Consider the following 19,980-nt stretch of genomic DNA (forward strand, 5'->3'; position numbering starts at 1 on the left):
TACGTGTCTGTCCTTTGCCGTGGTGGGATCAGCGCGGCCAGTGCGTCGCTGCTGATCGCCGGCGACACGCTGTCCCGTCGAGGTATCGGGCGCACGGATTTGTGGGGCGGGGACCAGGCCACTATTGTGCGTTCGATCAAGCAACGCCTGTTCACCCTCGACGAAGGCGCGACCGTGGTCACCGGTCACCGGTCACGGGCCGGATACCCGCTTGGGTGATGAAATGCGTGAGAACCCTTTTGTGCGGGCGTGAAGGAATAATTGCCGGGGAGAGGCTGTTCTATAACAGGCAAGCGTTGTCGCAAAAAACTCAGGTGGTGTTCAGCGAGCGTCTGCTACGGTTTCTGTAGCCACGGAATTTTTACCGTTTGTCGCGTTCCAAACTCGGCACAGGTCCATTGCCAATGTCCTTTGCACCATAGAATGCAAAAGTAGGAGCTCCCTTCATGTTCACTTCGCGTCGTCTGCTTGTTGTCGCTACCGTCGTAGCCTTGTTGTCTGGCTGCGCATCCCCTAACCCTTATGACGGCAGCAGCCAGGGACAGGCAAGTAATGAATCCGGCGGCATGAGCAAGACCGCCAAGTACGGTGGGCTGGGTGCCCTGGCCGGTGCATTGGCCGGTGCGGCCATCGACCATAACAACCGTGGCAAGGGCGCACTGATCGGTGCGGTCGTTGCAGGCGCCGGCGCTGCTGGCTACGGCTACTACGCCGACCAGCAGGAAAAGAAACTGCGTGAAAGCATGGCCAATACCGGTGTTGAGGTTCAGCGCCAGGGCGACCAGATCAAACTGATCATGCCGGGCAACATCACCTTCGCGACCAACTCGGACGCGATCTCCAGCAGCTTCTATCAGCCGCTGAACAACCTGGCCAATTCCCTCAAGCAGTTCAACCAGAACACTATCCAGATCGTGGGTTATACCGACAGCACCGGTAGCCGCCAGCTGAACATGGACCTGTCCCAGCGCCGTGCCCAGAGCGTGGCCAACTACCTGACTTCCCAGGGCGTCAATGGCGCCAACCTGAGCGCCCGCGGTGCCGGCCCGGATAACCCGATTGCCAGCAACGCCGACGTCAACGGCCGTGCCCAGAACCGTCGCGTGGAAGTGAACCTTGGTCCGATCCCAGGCCAGCAGTACGGTCAGCCAGGTGCCCAGCAACAGGCACCGCAACAGAACAACCAGTTCCAGGGCAACCCGTACTCGCAGTACCAGTAAACATTCGCTGATAAAAAAGGGCGCCTGAGTAAGGCGCCCTTTTTTGTGGCTGTCGGTTACATCAATCGATGTACTCGAAGACCTTGACGATTTTCTGCACGCCGGACACACCCTGCACCAGGTTGGCGGCGCGCGTGGCTTCGGCCTGGGTGAGCAGGCCCATCAGGTAGACGATGCCGTTGTCGGTGACGACCTTGATGCGCGAACCGGGGATCGCGTTATCGGTCAGCATCTGCGCCTTGATCTTGGTGGTCAGCAAGGCGTCGTTGCTGATCGCCAGCAGGGTGATCGGGTCCATCACCTGCAGTTCGTTGTGCACCTTCTTCACCCGCTGCACAGCAGCGGCGGCTTGCTCGGCCTGGGCCTTGAGGTCGGCACGTGGAGTCTGGCCGGCGAGCAGCACAACGCCGTTGAAGCTGGTCACTACGATACGCGAAGCACCATTGCCCAGATCGGGCGCGGCCTTGGCGACGTTGACTTCGACCTTGGTTTCGATCAGCGAGTCATCGATCTTGCTGCCGAAAGTACGGGTACCCTTGTCATCCTCAATAGGGGTGTCACGTGTTGCCGTGATGGCCGTGCTGCAGCCGCTGATAGCGAGGCACAGGGTGATGGCCAAAAGGCTGAGGCGGTTAACGGTCATTCTTCACTCCCAAACAATTGGCTGTCGATCAGATCGCACAGGCAGTGGATCGCCAGCAGGTGGACTTCCTGGATACGTGCGGTGACATTGGCCGGGACGCGAATCTCCACGTCTTCAGGCAGCAGCAGCGAGGCCATGCCGCCGCCATCGCGTCCGGTCAATGCTACGACAATCATTTCGCGATCATGTGCGGCCTGGATCGCTTGAATAATATTCGCCGAGTTGCCGCTGGTGGAAATCGCCAGCAGCACGTCACCGGGTTGGCCCAGGGCGCGGATCTGCTTGGAGAAGATTTCGTTGTAGCTGTAGTCGTTGGCGATCGAGGTGATCGTCGACGAATCGGTGGTCAAGGCGATGGCTGGCAGGCTCGGACGCTCACGCTCGAAACGGTTGAGCAGCTCGGACGAGAAATGCTGGGCATCGCCGGCCGAACCGCCGTTACCGCACGAAAGCATTTTGCCTTCGTTGAGCAAGGCATTGACCATGACCTGACTGGCTTGCTCGATGTGCGGTGCAAGTACGTCCATCGCCTGTTGCTTGGTGTCGATGCTGGCCTGGAAAAGCTGGCGAATTCGGGATTGCATGTCCATCTGTGTGACCTTAAGTAGCGCGGCTGTTTGGCACAGGAATGTGCAGCCCGCAAAGCAAAGAGCAAAAGTGTGTGGTGAAGATGTCCGGTGAATCAGCTGTCGAAGGCATTTTTGAGCCAGTTCAGATCAGCCTGACCAGACGGTGTGCTTTCTATGGCAACCACATCGAAACGGCAGGGGGCGTCGGCCCAGCGATGCTCTTTTTGCAGGAAAAACTGCGCGGCGAGTATCAGTTTCTGACGCTTGCGCCCGTCGATACTGGCGAGCGCGCCACCCCATTGTGCGTGTTTTCTGTAGCGGACTTCGACGAATACTACTGTATCGCCGTCAAGCATGACCAGATCAAGCTCGCCACGTTTACATAACCAGTTCTGCGCCAGCAGGCGCAGACCCCGTTGCTGCAAATGTTTGAGCGCTTGAAGTTCGGCGTCCCTGCCGCTTTGTGCGCTGGACCGCTCCGGCATCAGCGCGGAGTGTCCGGCAGACGCTGTACCTCGCCGCCGACAAATTTGGCCCATGGCATCTGGCGATCTACGCGCTGGTTGGCGCTGATGCCCAGGTTGCCCGACAGACCGTCGACACGGGTGTCCGGCAGCGCCTTGAGTTGCCCCAGGCGTGGTGCCAGGCGGTAGGCATCGACGCCCATCGCGTACAGGCGACCAAGGCTGCCATTGGCTTGCGGCCATTGAGCGGCGACCTGGTTGCGCAGTGGGTCAGTGGTGTTGAGCAGCCAAGGGGTTTCGCAGAACATCACATTGGTCATGTCCAGGTACTGGTTCTTGTCGCCGCTGGCGCTGAACACGTGGGACGTGGCGTACACCGGTACGTCACCGGCGTATTGGAAGTTCAGGGTCGGCTTGATCTGCTGGGCCAGTTGCGGCGTCACGGCCAGGAAGATGAACTCGATGTCCTGGCGACGCGACGGCTGCGCTGCGACGTCGGTGCCAACGGTGCTTTGCAGGCTCTTGGCACGGCCTTCGCTTTTACGCAGTTGGAACAAGTCGGCAATCTGCTGGGCCAGGGCAACCGGCTGGTCGACGTATTCGACGCCAACAACCGTTCCGCCATTGGCTTCCCAGTCCTGGCGGAAGGCCTTGTAGACACGCTCGCCCCATTCGCCGCGAGGCACCATGGCAGCGGCGCGGTGCAGGCCGTCGGCACGGGCCCGGCGCGACACTTCGCGGGCTTCGTCTTCAGCGGCCAGGCCGAACTGGAACAGTTGCGGCGGCGCTTGGTCCGTCTCGCTGTAGTTCAGGGCCAGGGTGGTGATGGGCAGTTGCGGACGGGCGCTGAGTTGTTTGACCAGTGGTTTTTCCAGCGGGCCGACCACCAGCTGCACGCCGGCAGCCTGGGCCTTGGCGTAGAACTCATCGACGGAGGTCAGGCGCGAGCTGTCATAGAACTCGATCACCGGCGGCTTCTGCCCGGCTTGTTCGGCCTGGTAGTGCGCAGCCATGAAGCCTTCACGCAGCGCTTTGCCGACGGAGGCCAGAGGGCCATCCTGCGGCAGCAACAGGGCGATCTTGTTCAGGGGCTGGCTGGCCAGTTCCTTGAGCTTGGTCAGCGGCGTCGGCAGTTGCACCGCAGCCGGGTGGCCCGGGTTCTGTGTGCGCCAGGTATCGATGGCCGCCTGTTGTTGCTCCAGCGTGCCGGCGCCCTTGACCGACTGGGCCAGGGTGATCCAGCCGTCCAGCACCGGGTTGCCGCTGGCTTGCAGCTGTTCGGCCGGCAGGGCGGCAATCAATACCCAGATGGCTTCGTGGTTGTTTTTGGCGGCATCGCCCGTGAGCAGCGGGGCCATGGCGACGCGCTCACGCGCGGCAGCCAGGGTCTGGCCATCGGCTTCATAGGCGCGGGCGTGCACGCTGCCGGTGCGGAGCTGCTGTTCAGGCGGCAGGTCCTTCAGGCTTTGCAGGCTTGGGTGGTTCAGGGCGGCCAGCGCGGCCTTGGGCTGGTTGCGCGCCATGGCCAGTTCGGCGGCCAGGGTGCTGGCAAAGACTTGCGCAGCTGGCTTGAGGACATCCAGGGGCACTTGCGCAAGAATCTGCGACGAGCGGCCAGGGTTGTTCTGTTTGTAGGCCATGTCTGCCGCACTCAGGCGCAGCAATGCGGCCTTTTCTGGCGTCTTGGCGGTCGTGGCCTGTTCGAGCAGTTGCTCGATACTGGCATCCGGGGTCCGTGGAAGGTCGCCAAGGCTGGACGAGGGCGAGCTGGCACACGCGGCCAGCAAGGCAGCGAGGCAGAGGGCGGAGAGCAGCCGCAGGCAAGCGATCATGTAAGTGTTCCTGATACCGATCAAATTAGCGTGGAATTGTACCCAAGCACTGGCCCAGGCGCGATGTTACTGGCGTGAAACCGTCGATTTAGGTCGTGCAAATGTTGCAGTTGGCTATTAACGGCCTGAAAGGCATCGGCCGTGATGGCATATTTTCAAGGCGCCTACGCGCTACAATGTCGCTTTTGCCAACCATCGAGGTGTGCGTTTTGACTGCTCCAGGTCCTTTGAATTCCACTGCAGGCTCGCTTTTTGTCGTGGCGACGCCCATTGGCAACCTGGACGACATCAGTGCTCGGGCACTGAAAGTGTTGCGCGACGTTAAATTGATCGCGGCCGAAGATACGCGACACTCCCAGCGTTTGATGCAGCATTTTGGTATCAGCACGCCGTTAGCGGCCTGCCATGAACACAACGAGCGCGAAGAAGGCAGCCGTTTTATCGTGCGCCTGCTGGCAGGTGACGATGTGGCGCTGATTTCCGACGCGGGCACGCCGCTGATCTCCGACCCGGGCTACCATCTGGTGCGCCAGGCGCGGGCCGCAGGTATCAATGTAGTGCCAGTTCCGGGAGCGTGCGCGCTGATCGCTGCATTGTCGGCGGCTGGCCTGCCTTCCGACCGTTTTATCTTCGAGGGTTTTCTGCCGGCCAAAGCGGTGGGGCGTCGTGCCCGCCTTCAAGCGCTGAAGGAAGAACCGCGTACATTGATCTTTTATGAGGCCCCGCACCGGATCCTCGAATGCCTGCAGGACATGGAGCTGGTGTTCGGCGGCGAACGCCTGGCACTGCTGGCCCGCGAGCTGACCAAGACCTTCGAAACCCTCAAGGGTCTGCCGCTGGAAGACCTGCGCGCGTTTGTCGAAGGCGACAGCAATCAGCAGCGCGGTGAATGTGTGGTGCTGGTGGCGGGCTGGACGGCGCCTGAGGATGAAGACGCGGTGGGCAGCGAGGCCATGCGCATCCTGGACCTGTTGCTCAAGGAGATGCCCCTCAAGCGTGCTGCGGCACTGGCGGCGGAAATTACCGGTGTGCGCAAGAACCTCTTATATCAAGCTGCGCTGGATAAGCAGAAAGCCGATTAGTTCCGGTATTAAACCTGTATTCCGTCTGAACGTGATGGCAATTCTGAACTTTTATTACTTGTCCTAAGTCCGCCGTGCCGTTAACCTGCGCGGCGGAGAGTCGATTGGACAGTCGCTGCCCTCTATGAAAATTAGGGGGGGGAGGAAAGTCCGGGCTCCATAGGGCGAAGTGCCAGGTAATGCCTGGGAGGCGTGAGCCTACGGAAAGTGCCACAGAAAATAACCGCCTAAGCACTTCGGTGCCGGTAAGGGTGAAAAGGTGCGGTAAGAGCGCACCGCACGACTGGCAACAGTTCGTGGCTAGGTAAACCCCACTTGGAGCAAGACCAAATAGGGTCCCAAGGCGTGGCCCGCGCTGGGACCGGGTAGGTTGCTAAAGATGTCCAGTGATGGCCATCGTAGACGAATGACTGTTCAAGACAGAACCCGGCTTATAGATCGACTCTCCACCTTTTTCCTTCTGTCCGAATCTCGAGCAGAAACCCGGTAGTAACGCAAGAATCCCTCCCTGCCAAATCATTGGCAGATGCATCTTCGTAATACCAAAAAAATCTTACTCTTAATAAATTACTTTAACTTCAGGTCATAGCTCTTTGAGCTATCTGTGCTTGTTGGGCCAAAAACATCGTCGAACTCTGGTTTCCCCTCCTTTTACGCTCCTAAATCTCCGTTCTGTAAGGCTTTTCCTTGAATCCGCGCCTTGACGGTGTGGTGGGCGCATTCCTATAGTGTGCGCAAGTGGCGGAAAGTGGCACAAAGTGGGTTTTTTGAACGTAAAACGCTAAAATTTGGAGAAACGCATCTGTGTTTCGCGGAGCTAACGCTATCAGTCTCGATGCAAAAGGCCGTCTCGCCATGCCGAGCCGGTATCGTGACGAGCTCATTTCGCGAAGTTCCGGACAGTTGATCATTACCATCGATGCCGTTGACCCTTGTTTATGTGTTTACCCGCTCGATGAGTGGGAGTTGATCGAAACCAAATTGCGCGCCCTGCCTTCATTGCGTGAAGAAAACCGCCGCCTGCAGCGTTTGCTGATTGGTAATGCCGTCGACCTCGAGCTCGATGGCAGCGGTCGTTTCCTGGTGCCTCCGCGTTTACGCGAGTACGCCAAGCTGGACAAGCGCGCAATGCTGGTCGGCCAACTGAACAAGTTCCAATTGTGGGACGAAGATGCCTGGGATGCTGTTTCTGCAGCTGACCTGGCTGCTATTCAACAACCGGGCGCCATGCCTGATGAACTGCGTGATCTGATCCTGTGACTATTGATAGCGGCTTTAACCACATCACCGTACTGCTTGACGAAGCCGTTGAGGCTCTCGCCGTACGCGCGGATGGCTGCTATCTGGATGGCACGTTCGGCAGGGGCGGGCATAGTCGTTTGATACTCAGCCAGCTCGGGTCCGACGGCAAACTCCTCGGGTTCGACAAAGACCCTCAAGCGATTGCCACCGGGCAAGCGCTAGCGGCCGAAGACGGCCGCTTTGTCGTTGTGCAGCGCAGCTTTGCCGAGCTGGGTGCCGAAGTCGCCGAACGCGGCATGGCAGGCAAGGTGGCCGGGGTTTTGCTCGACCTGGGCGTGTCTTCGCCACAGCTCGACGACCCGGAGCGTGGCTTCAGTTTCATGAATGACGGCCCGCTCGACATGCGCATGGACCCGACCCGTGGCATCAGCGCCGCGCAGTTCATCGCCACCGCGCCGGTGGAAGAAATCGCCCGCGTGTTCAAGGAATACGGTGAAGAACGCTTCGCCGGTCGCATGGCGCGCGCCGTGGTCGAGCGCCGCGAAATCCAGCCGTTCGAGCGCACTGCCGACCTGGCCGAAGTACTGAAAGTCGCCAACCCGGCCTGGGAAAAGGGCAAGAACCCTGCGACCCGAGCGTTCCAGGGCCTGCGCATTCACGTCAACAACGAATTGGGCGACCTGGAGGCCGGCCTCGAGGCTGCCCTCGAGGCGCTGGAAGTGGGCGGTCGCCTGGTGGTGATCAGCTTCCACTCCCTGGAAGACCGTATCGTCAAACTGTTCATGCGTCGCCTGGTCAAGGGCGAGTCCGACAACCTGCCGCGCAACCTGCCGGTACGTTTCGAGGCCTTTGTGCCGAAAATCAAAATCCATGGCAAAGCGCAGTTCGCTTCCGAAGCCGAACTCAAGGCCAACCCACGTTCCCGTAGCGCTGTCATGCGTGTCGCGGAGAAGTTGCGGTGAGCAAGCTTTTCGCCAAGCCCCTCCCGGGCGGCAGCTTCTTTATGTTGCTGCTGTTTGTCGGCGTACTGATTTCCGCGATTGCGGTGTCCTACAGCGCCCACTACAACCGCCAACTGCTCAATACCCTGTACGGGGAACTGAGTGTGCGTGACAAGGCGCAAGCGGAATGGGGTCGGCTGATCCTGGAGCAAAGCACCTGGACGGCCCATAGCCGCATCGAAGTGCTGGCCACCGAACAGCTGAAAATGCACATTCCGGGCGCGGCCGAAGTTCGCATGGTGGCGCCATGATGAAGCTCGAAGGCGCACTCTACCCATGGCGTTTCCGGCTGATGCTCGGCTTGCTGGCATTGATGGTGGGGGCGATCGCCTGGCGGATCATCGACCTGCAAGTGGTCGACCGTGACTTCCTGATCGGCCAGGGCGATGCCCGCAGCCTGCGGCATATCCCCATTCCTGCACACCGCGGCCTGATTACCGACCGTAATGGCGAGCCTCTGGCCGTCAGTACGCCGGTGACCACCCTGTGGGCCAACGCCAAGGAGCTGCAAGTGGCCAAGGACCGTTGGCCAGCGCTCGCTGCTGCCCTGGGCCAGGACCCGAAAGCCTTGGCCGAACGCCTTGAAGCCCAGGCCAACAAAGAATTCATCTACCTTGTTCGTGGCCTGACGCCTGAGCAGGGCCAGCAAGTGCTCGACCTTAAAGTCCCCGGCGTCTATGGCATCGAGGAATTCCGTCGTTTCTACCCCGCCGGTGAAACCACCGCGCACATGGTTGGCTTCACCGACATTGATGACCACGGCCGTGAGGGTGTGGAACTCGCCTACGATGAATGGCTCGCCGGGGTTCCCGGCAAACGACAAGTCATCAAGGATCGGCGCGGAAGACTGATCAAGGATGTCCAAGTCACCAAGAACGCCAAGGCCGGTAAGCCCTTGGCGTTGTCGATTGACCTGCGCCTGCAGTATCTGGCCAACCGCGAGCTGCGTAACGCGATCATCGAGAACGGCGCCAAGGCCGGTAGCCTGGTGATCATGGACGTGAAGACCGGCGAGATCCTCGCCATGGTCAACCAGCCGACCTACAACCCCAATAACCGTCGCAACCTGCAGCCGGCGATGATGCGCAACCGCGCGATGATCGACGTGTTCGAGCCGGGTTCGACCATGAAAGCCATCTCCATGAGTGCCGCCCTGGAAACCGGACGCTGGAAACCCAGCGACAAGGTCGAGGTGTACCCAGGCACCCTGCAGTTGGGCAAATACACCATTCGTGACGTGTCGCGCACCGAAGGTCCGGTGCTGGATCTGACAGGTATCCTGATCAACTCCAGTAACGTCGGCATGAGTAAGGTTGCCTTCGATATCGGCGGCGAAACCATCTACCACCTGGCGCAGAAAATCGGCCTGGGCCAACCCACCGGCCTCGACTTCCCGGGCGAGCGCGTAGGCAACCTGCCGAACTACCGCGACTGGAAAAAAGCCGAGACCGCCACGCTTTCCTATGGCTACGGCCTGTCGGTGACCGCGATCCAGCTGGCGCACGCCTTCTCCGTGCTGGCCAACAATGGTCGCATGGTGCCGCTGAGCCTGATCCACGTCGATGAAGCACCGAAAGCCACCCAGGTGATCCCGGAAAACGTCGCCAAGACCATGCAAGGCATGCTGCAACAAGTGATCGAAGCACCGCGCGGCGTATTCCGTGCCCAGGTGCCGGCGTATCACGTGGCCGGCAAGTCGGGTACTGCGCGTAAAACCTCGGTGGGCACCAAGGGCTACGCCGAAAACTCCTACCGTTCGCTGTTCGCCGGCTTCGGCCCGATGAGCGACCCGCGCTACGCCATCGTCGTTGTGATCGATGAGCCGAGCAAAGCCGGTTACTTCGGTGGCCTGGTCTCGGCGCCCGTGTTCAGCAAAGTGATGTCCGGCACCCTGCGCCTGATGAACATCACGCCGGACAACCTGCCGCCGACCCAACAAGCGAACGCCGGTCCACCGGCCGCTGCTGTAAAAGCCAATGGAGGGCGCGGCTGATGTCTCTTAGCCTGAACAAGATTTTTGCCCATGCCGGTCGCGATCTGTTGATCCGCGAGCTGAGCCTGGACAGCCGTAATGTGCGTGCCGGTGACCTGTTCCTGGCCGTGCCGGGTGGCAAGTTCGATGGCCGTGCGCACATCGCGGATGCGTTGCAGCGCGGCGCTGCTGCCGTGGCTTACGAAGTGGACGGCGCCACTGTGCTGCCGATCACTGACGTGCCGTTGATTCCGGTCAAAGGCCTGGCTGCGCAGTTGTCCGATATCGCCGGGCGCTTTTATGGTGACCCGAGCCGCCAGCTCAACCTGGTCGGCGTCACTGGCACCAACGGCAAGACCAGCGTGACCCAGTTGATTGCCCAGGCCCTTGACCTGCTGGGTCAGCACTGCGGCATCGTCGGCACCCTGGGCACCGGTTTCTACGGCGCGCTGCAAAGCGGCCTGCACACCACGCCGAACCCGATCGCCGTGCAAGCGACCCTGGCCGACCTGAAAAAGGCCGGTGCCAAGGCGGTTGCCATGGAAGTGTCGTCCCACGGCTTGCACCAGGGACGCGTGGCCGCACTGGCCTTCGACGTCGCGGTGATGACCAATCTGTCCCGCGATCACCTGGACTACCACGGCACCATGGAGGCCTACGCAGCCGAGAAGGCCAAGCTGTTTGCCTGGAACGACCTCAAGTGCCGGGTGGTGAACCTGGACGACGCGTTCGGTCGCCAGTTGGCTGCCGAAGACCGTGAGTCGCGCCTGATCAGCTACAGCCTGGAAGATGCCAGCGCGTACCTGTATTGCCGTGAAGCCCAATTCAATGACGAAGGCGTGCGCGCCACGCTGGTGACGCCGCAGGGCGAGCACCATTTGCGCAGCAGCCTGCTCGGTCGTTTCAACCTGAGCAACGTCCTCGCCGCCATCGGCGCGTTGCTCGGCCTCGATTACGCGCTGGACGAAATCCTGCGCGTGCTGCCGAAACTGGAAGGGCCGGCCGGGCGCATGCAGCGTCTGGGCGGCGGCACGCAGCCGCTGGTCGTGGTCGATTATGCCCACACGCCGGACGCCCTGGAAAAAGTCCTGGTGGCCCTGCGTCCCCACGCCAAGGGTAAATTGCTCTGCCTGTTCGGCTGTGGCGGTGATCGCGATCGCGGCAAGCGGCCCTTGATGGCCGAGATCGTCGAGCGCCTGGCCGATGGCGTGCTCGTTACCGACGACAACCCACGCAGCGAAGACCCGAGCCAGATTTTCGATGACATCCGCGTTGGCTTCAAAGACGCGTCCAAGGCCACTTTCGTCGCCGGTCGCGGCGCGGCCATTGCCCAACTGATCGCCAGCGCCAGCGCTGACGACGTGGTGGTGCTGGCCGGTAAGGGGCACGAGGACTATCAGGAAATCAACGGCGAACGCCATGCCTTCTCCGATCTGGTCGAGGCTGATCACGCCCTGACCGCCTGGGAGGTCGCCCATGCTTAAAGCGATGAGGTTCAGCGAACTGACCCAGGCCCTGTCGGCCCGCGTACTGTCGAGCGATTGCAGCTTCGACGGCGTCAGTATCGACAGTCGCAACATCAAGCCGGGGCAACTGTTTATCGCACTGGCGGGCCCGCGCTTCGATGGTCACGACTACCTGAATGAAGTCGCCGCCAAAGGTGCCGTGGGTGCCTTGGTGCAGCGCGAAGTGGCGGACACCACACTGCCGCAACTGCTGGTCGCCGACACCCGTCTGGCCCTCGGTCAGTTGGGCGCGTTGAACCGTGCCGCCTTCACCAATCCCGTTGCGGCCATCACCGGCTCCAGCGGCAAGACCACGGTCAAGGAGCTGCTCGCCGGCGTGTTGCGTACGCGCGGGCCGGTGCACGCCACCCGTGGCAACCTGAACAATGATTTCGGCGCTCCGCTGACCCTGCTCGAACTGGCCCCGGAACACACCGCGGCCGTGATTGAACTGGGCGCTTCGCGTATTGGCGAAATCGCCTACACCGTGGCGCTGACCAAGCCTCACGTTGCGATCATCAACAACGCCGGTACCGCCCATGTCGGCGAGTTCGGCGGCCCGGAAAAAATCGTCGAAGCCAAGGGTGAAATCCTCGAAGGCCTCGATGCCTCGGGCACCGCTGTACTGAATCTTGACGACAAGGCCTTCGAAACCTGGCGTGTACGTGCCGCCGGTCGCAAGGTCCTGACGTTTGCCGTGCTCAACGCGGCGGCCGATTTCCATGCCTCCAACATCACTGTCGATGCCCGTGGTTGCCCGTCCTTCACCTTGCACACCCCGCAAGGCAGCGAGCACGTGCAGTTGAATCTGCTGGGCAACCATAACGTCGCCAACGCCTTGGCCGCAGCTGCAGCCGCATACGCCCTGGGCGTGTCGCTGTTCGGTATCGCCACAGGCCTGGGCGCGGTGCAGCCGGTCAAGGGCCGCACGGTCGCCCAACTCGCGACCAATGGCATGCGCGTGATCGATGACACCTACAACGCCAACCCGTCCTCCATCAATGCCGCTGTTGACCTGCTCACGGGCTTCGTCGGACGCAAGGTCCTGGTATTGGGCGATATCGGCGAGTTGGGCGATTGGGCTGAACAGGGCCATCGCGAAGTCGGCGCTTATGCGGCCGGCAAAGTCGACGCGCTCTATGCGGTCGGCAAGAACATGGCCCACGCCGTCGAAGCCTTTGGTCGCGGCGCGCAGCATTTCGCCACCCAGGCCGAGCTGATCCAGGCGCTGACGGCGGCTGAACACGACAAACACACAACCATTTTGATCAAGGGATCGCGCAGCGCGGTGATGGAAAACGTCGTCGCGGCCTTGTGTGGCTCAAGTACGGAGAAACATTAATGCTGCTGCTGCTGGCTGAGTATCTGCAACAGTTCCACAAAGGCTTCGCGGTCTTTCAGTACCTGACCCTGCGCGGGATCCTGGGTGTGCTGACCGCGTTGTGTTTGTCGCTGTTCCTGGGGCCGTGGATGATCCGCACCCTGCAGAACCTGCAAATTGGTCAATCGGTTCGCAATGACGGCCCGCAGTCGCACCTGTCCAAATCCGGCACCCCGACCATGGGCGGTGCGCTGATCCTGTCGTCCATCGGCATCAGCACCCTGCTGTGGGCTGACCTGCACAACCGTTATGTGTGGGTGGTGCTGTTGGTGACCCTGCTGTTCGGCGCCATCGGCTGGGTGGATGACTATCGCAAGGTGATCGAGAAGAACTCCAAGGGCTTGCCTAGCCGCTGGAAGTATTTCTGGCAGTCGGTGTTCGGCCTCGGCGCTGCGATCTTCCTTTACACCACTGCGCCAAGCGCCGTTGAGACGACCTTGATCATCCCGATGCTCAAGGACGCCAGCATTCCCCTGGGCATCGGTTTCGTGGTGCTGACCTACTTCGTGATCGTCGGCTCCAGCAACGCGGTCAACCTGACTGACGGCCTTGACGGCCTGGCGATCATGCCAACGGTGATGGTGGGCGGCGCGCTCGGCATCTTCTGCTACCTGTCGGGTAACGTGAAATTCGCCGAATACCTGCTGATCCCTTATGTGCCGGGCGCGGGTGAGCTGATTGTGTTCTGCGGCGCGCTGATCGGTGCCGGCCTCGGCTTCCTGTGGTTCAACACCTATCCCGCACAAGTCTTCATGGGCGACGTCGGCGCGCTGGCGCTGGGCGCGGCCCTGGGCACCATCGCGGTGATCGTTCGCCAGGAAATCGTGCTGTTCATCATGGGCGGTGTGTTCGTGATGGAAACCCTGTCGGTGGTCATCCAGGTGGCTTCCTTCAAATTGACCGGACGTCGTGTGTTCCGCATGGCGCCGATTCACCACCACTTTGAACTCAAGGGCTGGCCCGAGCCACGTGTGATCGTCCGCTTCTGGATCATCACCGTGATTCTGGTGCTGATCGGCCTTGCCACCCTGAAACTGAGGTAGAAACGAGTGTCCCTGATCGCTTCAGACCACTTCCGCATCGTTGTCGGCCTCGGCAAGAGCGGCATGTCCCTGGTTCGCTTCCTGGCGAACCGGGGCAAGCCGTTTGCCGTGGCCGACACGCGGGAAAATCCACCGGAGCTGGTCACGCTGCGCCGTGACTACCCGCACGTGGAAGTGCGTTGTGGCGAGTTGGATGTCGAGTTTCTGTGCCGCGCCGATGAGCTCTACGTGAGCCCCGGCCTGGCCCTGGCGACACCGGCCCTGCAAGCCGCCGCCGCGCGTGGCGTCAAGCTGTCCGGCGATATCGACCTGTTCGCGCGTAACGCGAAGGCGCCGATCGTGGCAATCAGCGGTTCCAACGCGAAAAGCACCGTGACCACCCTGGTCGGCGAGATGGCGGCTGCGGCCGGCAAACGCGTGGCCGTGGGCGGCAACCTTGGCACACCGGCACTGGACCTGCTCAGCGACGACGTCGAGCTGTACGTGATGGAGCTGTCGAGCTTCCAGCTGGAAACCACCCACGACCTGGGCGCCGAAGTGGCCACCGTGTTGAACGTGAGTGAAGACCACATGGACCGCTACAGCGGCCTGCCGGCCTATCACCTGGCCAAGCACCGGATCTTCCGCGGTGCCAGGCAAGTGGTGGTCAACCGCCAGGATGCCCTGAGCCGTCCGTTGATGGGCGAGGGCCTGCCGTGCTGGACCTTCGGCCTGGGCAAACCCGATTTCAAGGCCTTTGGTATTCGCGAAGAGAACGGCGAGAAATACCTGGCCTTCGAATTCCAGAACCTGATGCCGGTACGCGAGCTGAAAATCCGTGGCGCGCATAACCAGTCCAACGCCCTGGCGGCCCTGGCGCTCGGCCATGCCGTTGGCCTGCCATTTGATGCCATGCTGTCTGCGCTGCGTACCTTTGGCGGCCTCGAGCATCGCTGCCAGTGGGTGCGCGACCTGAATGGCGTCAGCTATTACAACGACTCCAAGGCCACCAACGTCGGTGCGGCCCTGGCGGCCATCGAAGGCCTCGGCGCCGATATCGAAGGCAAGCTGGTGCTGATCGCTGGCGGCGACGGCAAGGGGGCCGACTTCAAGGACCTCAAAGGCCCGGTGGCTGAACATTGCCGCGCCGTGGTGTTGATGGGGCGCGATTCCGACCTGATCGCTGCCGCCCTGGGCGATGCGGTGCCGCACGTGCGCGTCACTTCGCTGGACGACGCCATCGCCCACTGCAAAGCCCTGGCCCAGCCAGGTGACGCGGTGCTGCTATCGCCAGCCTGCGCCAGTTTCGACATGTTCAAGAACTACGAAGAGCGTGGCCAGCTGTTCGCCCGCGCCGTGGAGGCCTTGGCATGAGTATCAATTTCAGAAACATCATCAAGCCGTATCCTTCGCCGATCATCACCGGGCGCGGTATCGACCTCGACTTCCCGATGCTCGCCGGTTGCCTGGCGCTGCTCGGCCTGGGCCTGGTAATGATTACTTCGGCATCCTCCGAAGTGGCCGCCGTGCAGTCGGGCAACACCCTGTACATGATGATTCGTCACCTGGTGTACCTGGTGCTCGGCCTGGGCGCGTGCATCGTTACCATGATGATCCCTATCGCCACCTGGCAGCGCCTGGGCTGGCTGATGCTGATCGGCGCGTTCGGCTTGCTGATCATGGTGATCCTGCCCGGCATCGGCCGGGAGGTGAACGGTTCGATGCGCTGGATCGGCTTCGGTGCGTTCAACGTGCAGCCGTCGGAAATCGCCAAGGTATTCGTGGTGATCTACCTCGCGGGCTACCTCGTCCGTCGCCAGAAAGAAGTGCGCGAGAGCTGGATGGGCTTCTTCAAGCCGTTCATCGTGCTGCTGCCGATGGCCGGCCTGTTGCTGATGGAGCCCGACTTCGGTGCCACGGTCGTCATGATGGGCGCCGCGGCGGCGATGCTGTTCCTCGGCGGCGTGGGCCTGTTCCGTTTCACTTTGATGGTGGTGCTGGCGGTGGCGGCCGTGACCATTCTGGTCCAGGCGCAACCCTACCGGATGGCGCGTCTGATTACCTTTACCGACCCGTGGTCCGATCAGTTCGGTTCCGGCTACCAGTTGACCCAGGCGCTGATCGCCTTCGGTCGTGGCGAATGGCTGGGCGTGGGCCTGGGCAACAGCGTGCAGAAGCAGTTCTACCTGCCGGAAGCGCACACCGACTTCGTCTTCTCGGTACTTGCCGAAGAGCTCGGCGTGGTCGGTTCGCTGTGCACCGTCGCGCTGTTCGTGTTCGTGTGCGTGCGCGGCATGTACATCGGCTTGTGGGCCGAGAAGGCCAAGCAGTATTTCGCCGCCTATGTGGCGTACGGCTTGTCGTTCCTGTGGATCGGCCAGTTCCTGATCAACATCGGTGTGAACGTCGGCTTGCTGCCGACCAAGGGCCTGACCTTGCCGTTCCTCAGTTACGGCGGCAGTTCGTTGGTGATTTGCTGCGCGTGCCTGGGCTTGTTGCTGCGCATCGAGTGGGAAAGTCGAACCCACCTGGGCAGCGAAGAGATGGAGTTCAGCGAAAGCGACTTCGCCGAGGAGCCATCCCATGGGCGCTAACGTGCTGATCATGGCGGGCGGCACCGGGGGCCATGTGTTCCCGGCCCTGGCGTGTGCGCGGGAATTCCAGAACCGTGGCTACACCGTGCACTGGCTGGGCACACCGCGTGGCATCGAAAACGAATTGGTACCGAACGCAGGCTTGTCGCTGCACCTGATCAACGTCACTGGCCTGCGTGGCAAGGGCAAGCTGTCCCTGCTCAAGGCGCCGTTCGTGTTGCTCAAGGCGGTGTGGCAGGCCCGCAAAGTGATTCGTGAGCTGAACCCGGTCTGTGTACTCGGCTTTGGCGGTTACGTGACCGGCCCTGGCGGTGTCGCGGCCAGGCTTGCCGGCGTGCCGGTGATCGTGCACGAGCAGAACGCCGTCGCCGGTACCGCCAACCGCCTGCTGGTGCCATTGGCCGCGCGGGTGTGTGAAGCATTCCCGAATACGTTCAGCGCGTCGAGCAAGCGCCGTACCACCGGCAACCCGGTGCGCACCGAGCTGTTCATGGACATCGCCCGCCAGGCGCTGGTCGGGCGCAAGGCGCACCTGCTGATCCTGGGCGGAAGCCTGGGCGCCGAGCCGCTGAACAAATTGCTGCCGGAAGCGCTGGCGCAACTCCCTGTGGAATTGCGTCCGGAGATCTTCCACCAGGCTGGCAAGAATCACGATGAAGTCACCGCCACTCGCTATCGCGAAGCCGGTGTGGAGGCGAACGTACAGCCCTTCATCAAAGACATGGCCCATGCCTATGGCTGGGCCGACCTGGTGGTCTGTCGCGCTGGTGCGCTGACCGTCAGTGAACTGGCCGCCGCCGGTCTGCCGTCCTTGCTGGTGCCTTTGCCCCATGCGATCGACGATCACCAGACCCGCAACGCCGAATATTTGGCCGGGGAGGGCGCTGCTTTCCTGCTGCCGCAAAGAACGACTGGCGCCGCCGATTTGGCCGCACGCCTGACCGAGGTTTTGATGCAACCGGAACGACTCAACAGCATGGCGAGCACCGCAAGCCGCCTGGCCAAGCCTGACGCAACCCGCACCGTGGTCGATATCTGCCTGGAGGTGGCCCATGGTTGAGAATCAGAAAGCCATGCCGCAACCGGAAATGCGCCGTATCCGTCGCATCCACTTCGTCGGTATCGGCGGTGTGGGCATGTGCGGCATTGCCGAAGTGTTGCTGAACCTGGGCTACCAGGTGTCCGGCTCCGACCTGAAAGAGTCGCCGGTCACCGATCGCCTGAAGTCCTTTGGCGCGCAGATCTTTATCGGCCACCGCGCCGAGAACGCCGCCGAGGCTGACGTGCTGGTGGTCTCCAGTGCCGTGAACACCTCCAACCCGGAAGTGGCCACCGCCCTTGAGCGCCGCATTCCCGTGGTGCCACGCGCCGAGATGCTGGCCGAGCTGATGCGTTATCGCCACGGCATCGCCGTCGCCGGTACCCATGGCAAAACCACCACCACCAGCCTGATCGCCTCGGTGTTCGCCGCCGGTGGCCTGGACCCGACCTTCGTCATCGGTGGCCGCCTGAATGCAGCCGGCACCAATGCCCAGCTCGGCACCAGCCGCTACCTGATCGCCGAAGCCGACGAAAGCGATGCCAGCTTCCTGCACCTGCAGCCGTTGGTGGCCGTGGTCACCAACATCGACGCCGACCACATGGCGACCTATGACGGTGACTTCAACAAGTTGAAGAAAACCTTTGTCGAGTTCCTGCACAACCTGCCGTTCTACGGCCTGGCGGTGGTGTGCCTGGACGATCCGGTGGTGCGTGAAATCCTGCCGCTGGTCAAGCGTCCGACCGTGACCTACGGCTTCAGCGAAGACGCCGATGTGCGCGCAATCAATGTACGCCAGGAAGGCATGCAAACCTTCTTCACCGTACTGCGCCCGGATCGCGAGCCATTGGATGTGTCGGTGAACATGCCGGGCAACCACAACGTACTCAATTCCCTGGCGACCATCTGCATTGCCACCGACGAGGGCGTCAGCGATGACGCCATCGTCGAAGGCCTGTCGCGCTTTGCCGGCGTGGGCCGTCGCTTCCAGGTCTACGGCCAGTTGCCGGTAGAAGGCGGTGACGTGATGCTGGTGGACGACTACGGTCACCACCCGACCGAAGTCGCTGCTGTGATCAAGGCCGTGCGCGGTGGCTGGCCAGAGCGCCGCCTGGTGATGGTCTACCAGCCGCACCGCTACAGCCGTACCCGCGACCTGTACGACGACTTCGTCAATGTATTGGCCGATGCCAATGTGCTGCTGCTGATGGAAGTCTACCCGGCCGGTGAAGAGCCGATCCCGGGCGCCGACAGCCGCAAGCTGTGCAACAGCATCCGTCAGCGTGGGCAGTTGGACCCGATCTACATCGAGCGTGGTGTGGACCTGGCGCCGATCGTCAAGCCGCTGCTGCGTGCCGGCGACATCCTGCTGTGCCAGGGCGCCGGTGATATCGGTGGCCTTGCGCCTAAATTGCTGGCGAGCCCGCTGTTTGCGGCAAAAAAGGGAGCGGCGAAATGATCACTGACTACGCCTCCCTGTTTTCCACGATCACGCCTGCCGACTTCGGCCGCGTGGCCGTATTGTTCGGTGGCAAGAGCGCCGAGCGCGAAGTGTCGCTCAAGTCCGGCAATGCCGTGCTCGAAGCGCTTCAAAGCGCCGGTGTGAACGCGTTCGGCATCGATGTGGGTGATGACTTCCTCGCCCGCCTGCAGGCCGAGAAGATCGACCGCGCCTTCATCATTCTGCACGGCCGTGGCGGTGAAGACGGTAGTATGCAAGGCCTGCTGGAGTGCGCTGGCATCCCTTACACCGGCAGCGGCATCCTCGCGTCGGCACTGGCGATGGACAAGCTGCGCACCAAGCAGGTGTGGCACAGCCTGGGTATTCCAACCCCGCGTCACAGTGTTCTGTGCAGCGAAGACGATTGTATTTCTGCAGCCAAGGAACTGGGCCTGCCTTTGATCGTCAAACCAGCCCATGAAGGCTCCAGTATCGGCATGGCCAAAGTGAACTCGGCCGCCGAATTGATCGACGCATGGAAAGCGGCAAGTACCTACGATTCGCAAGTGTTGGTGGAACAGTGGATCCAGGGTCCCGAGTACACCATCGCCACCCTGCGTGGCCAGGTATTGCCGCCTATCGCATTGGGCACGCCCCACACCTTTTACGACTACGACGCCAAGTACCTGGCATCCGATACCCAGTACCGGATCCCGTGTGGCCTCGACGCAACCAAGGAAAAAGAATTGATGGACCTCACGGCGAAAGCCTGTGAGGCGCTGGGTATCGCCGGTTGGGCGCGGGCAGACGTGATGCAGGATGACCAAGGGAATTTCTGGTTCCTGGAAGTCAACACCGCTCCGGGCATGACCGACCACAGCCTGGTACCTATGGCCGCCCGTGCCGCCGGTCTGGATTTCCAGCAGTTGGTGCTGGCGATCCTGGCCGCAAGCATCGAGCCTAGAGGCTAAGC

Annotated in this window: 18 protein-coding genes, 1 other RNA gene and 1 pseudogene; 16 read left to right on the forward strand and 4 right to left on the reverse strand. The window is 61.7% G+C overall.

Annotation, left to right across the window (positions count from 1 at the left end):
• Positions 1-3 precede the first annotated feature (3 nt).
• Positions 4-253: pseudogene (locus BM70_RS32215) on the forward strand (hypothetical protein).
• Between the two features lie 193 nt (positions 254-446).
• Positions 447-1,220, forward strand: a complete 774-nt coding sequence (locus tag BM70_RS0108285) for an OmpA family lipoprotein (RefSeq protein ID WP_012722283.1) — start codon at positions 447-449, stop codon at positions 1,218-1,220.
• A 61-nt stretch (positions 1,221-1,281) separates the two neighbouring features.
• Here the strand turns inward: BM70_RS0108285 and BM70_RS0108290 are convergent, their stop codons facing one another.
• From BM70_RS0108290 to BM70_RS0108305, 4 genes are all read right to left on the reverse strand, one after another.
• Positions 1,282-1,863 (reverse strand): BON domain-containing protein, encoded by a 582-nt coding sequence (locus BM70_RS0108290; RefSeq protein ID WP_025855571.1) that lies wholly within the window; start codon positions 1,861-1,863, stop codon positions 1,282-1,284.
• Entirely contained in the window at positions 1,860-2,453 is a 594-nt protein-coding gene (locus BM70_RS0108295) for a phosphoheptose isomerase (protein WP_007904374.1), read from the reverse strand. The genes BM70_RS0108290 and BM70_RS0108295 overlap by 4 nt, the downstream gene beginning before the upstream one ends.
• A 92-nt stretch (positions 2,454-2,545) precedes the next feature.
• A complete protein-coding gene (locus BM70_RS32220) occupies positions 2,546-2,917 on the reverse strand; it encodes a YraN family protein (protein ID WP_081782046.1) in 372 nt (123 codons plus the stop codon).
• Entirely contained in the window at positions 2,917-4,728 is a 1,812-nt protein-coding gene (locus BM70_RS0108305; protein ID WP_025855573.1) for a penicillin-binding protein activator, read from the reverse strand. The genes BM70_RS32220 and BM70_RS0108305 overlap by 1 nt, the downstream gene beginning before the upstream one ends.
• A gap of 176 nt (positions 4,729-4,904) precedes the next feature.
• Between BM70_RS0108305 and rsmI the strand changes: the two genes are divergently transcribed.
• The 14 genes from rsmI to BM70_RS0108370 all read left to right on the forward strand — a co-directional run bounded on the left by rsmI (position 4,905) and on the right by BM70_RS0108370 (position 19,978).
• Complete coding sequence (gene rsmI / locus BM70_RS0108310; RefSeq protein WP_177326541.1) at positions 4,905-5,810, forward strand: 16S rRNA (cytidine(1402)-2'-O)-methyltransferase; 906 nt, start codon at positions 4,905-4,907, stop codon at positions 5,808-5,810.
• A gap of 96 nt (positions 5,811-5,906) precedes the next feature.
• An RNA gene (rnpB, locus tag BM70_RS31830) (RNase P RNA component class A) lies at positions 5,907-6,260 on the forward strand.
• Positions 6,261-6,614: 354 nt separating this feature from the next.
• The gene (gene mraZ / locus BM70_RS0108315) at positions 6,615-7,070 is read left to right on the forward strand and encodes a division/cell wall cluster transcriptional repressor MraZ (RefSeq protein WP_003171868.1); all 456 of its coding nucleotides are present in this window, start codon (positions 6,615-6,617) and stop codon (positions 7,068-7,070) included.
• Complete coding sequence (gene rsmH, locus BM70_RS0108320) at positions 7,067-8,014, forward strand: 16S rRNA (cytosine(1402)-N(4))-methyltransferase RsmH (protein ID WP_025855575.1); 948 nt, start codon at positions 7,067-7,069, stop codon at positions 8,012-8,014. Before mraZ ends, rsmH begins: the two co-directional genes overlap by 4 nt.
• Positions 8,011-8,304, forward strand: coding sequence for a cell division protein FtsL (gene ftsL, locus BM70_RS0108325; RefSeq protein ID WP_010213047.1), 294 nt, complete (start codon positions 8,011-8,013; stop codon positions 8,302-8,304). Before rsmH ends, ftsL begins: the two co-directional genes overlap by 4 nt.
• A complete protein-coding gene (locus BM70_RS0108330; RefSeq protein ID WP_165447909.1) occupies positions 8,304-10,046 on the forward strand; it encodes a penicillin-binding protein 2 in 1,743 nt (580 codons plus the stop codon). The genes ftsL and BM70_RS0108330 overlap by 1 nt, the downstream gene beginning before the upstream one ends.
• Entirely contained in the window at positions 10,046-11,509 is a 1,464-nt protein-coding gene (locus BM70_RS0108335) for a UDP-N-acetylmuramoyl-L-alanyl-D-glutamate--2,6-diaminopimelate ligase (RefSeq protein ID WP_025855576.1), read from the forward strand. Before BM70_RS0108330 ends, BM70_RS0108335 begins: the two co-directional genes overlap by 1 nt.
• Positions 11,502-12,872, forward strand: coding sequence for a UDP-N-acetylmuramoyl-tripeptide--D-alanyl-D-alanine ligase (gene murF / locus BM70_RS0108340; RefSeq protein ID WP_025855577.1), 1,371 nt, complete (start codon positions 11,502-11,504; stop codon positions 12,870-12,872). The genes BM70_RS0108335 and murF overlap by 8 nt, the downstream gene beginning before the upstream one ends.
• Positions 12,872-13,954 carry a phospho-N-acetylmuramoyl-pentapeptide-transferase gene (gene mraY, locus BM70_RS0108345; RefSeq protein WP_016974240.1) on the forward strand — a complete coding sequence of 361 codons (1,083 nt, stop codon included), beginning with the start codon at positions 12,872-12,874 and terminating at the stop codon, positions 13,952-13,954. The genes murF and mraY overlap by 1 nt, the downstream gene beginning before the upstream one ends.
• Before the next feature lie 6 nt (positions 13,955-13,960).
• On the forward strand, positions 13,961-15,307 hold the full coding sequence (gene murD, locus BM70_RS0108350) for a UDP-N-acetylmuramoyl-L-alanine--D-glutamate ligase (RefSeq protein ID WP_025855578.1): 1,347 nt from the start codon (positions 13,961-13,963) through the stop codon (positions 15,305-15,307).
• Positions 15,304-16,527, forward strand: coding sequence for a putative lipid II flippase FtsW (gene ftsW / locus BM70_RS0108355; protein ID WP_043274188.1), 1,224 nt, complete (start codon positions 15,304-15,306; stop codon positions 16,525-16,527). The genes murD and ftsW overlap by 4 nt, the downstream gene beginning before the upstream one ends.
• Entirely contained in the window at positions 16,517-17,587 is a 1,071-nt protein-coding gene (gene murG / locus BM70_RS0108360; protein ID WP_025855580.1) for an undecaprenyldiphospho-muramoylpentapeptide beta-N-acetylglucosaminyltransferase, read from the forward strand. The genes ftsW and murG overlap by 11 nt, the downstream gene beginning before the upstream one ends.
• Positions 17,580-19,025, forward strand: a complete 1,446-nt coding sequence (murC, locus tag BM70_RS0108365) for a UDP-N-acetylmuramate--L-alanine ligase (RefSeq protein ID WP_025855581.1) — start codon at positions 17,580-17,582, stop codon at positions 19,023-19,025. Before murG ends, murC begins: the two co-directional genes overlap by 8 nt.
• Positions 19,022-19,978 (forward strand): D-alanine--D-alanine ligase, encoded by a 957-nt coding sequence (locus BM70_RS0108370; protein WP_025855582.1) that lies wholly within the window; start codon positions 19,022-19,024, stop codon positions 19,976-19,978. The genes murC and BM70_RS0108370 overlap by 4 nt, the downstream gene beginning before the upstream one ends.
• Positions 19,979-19,980: the final 2 nt, after the last annotated feature.

The organism is Pseudomonas sp. CHM02, assembly GCF_000612585.1.
Taxonomy (GTDB): domain Bacteria; phylum Pseudomonadota; class Gammaproteobacteria; order Pseudomonadales; family Pseudomonadaceae; genus Aquipseudomonas.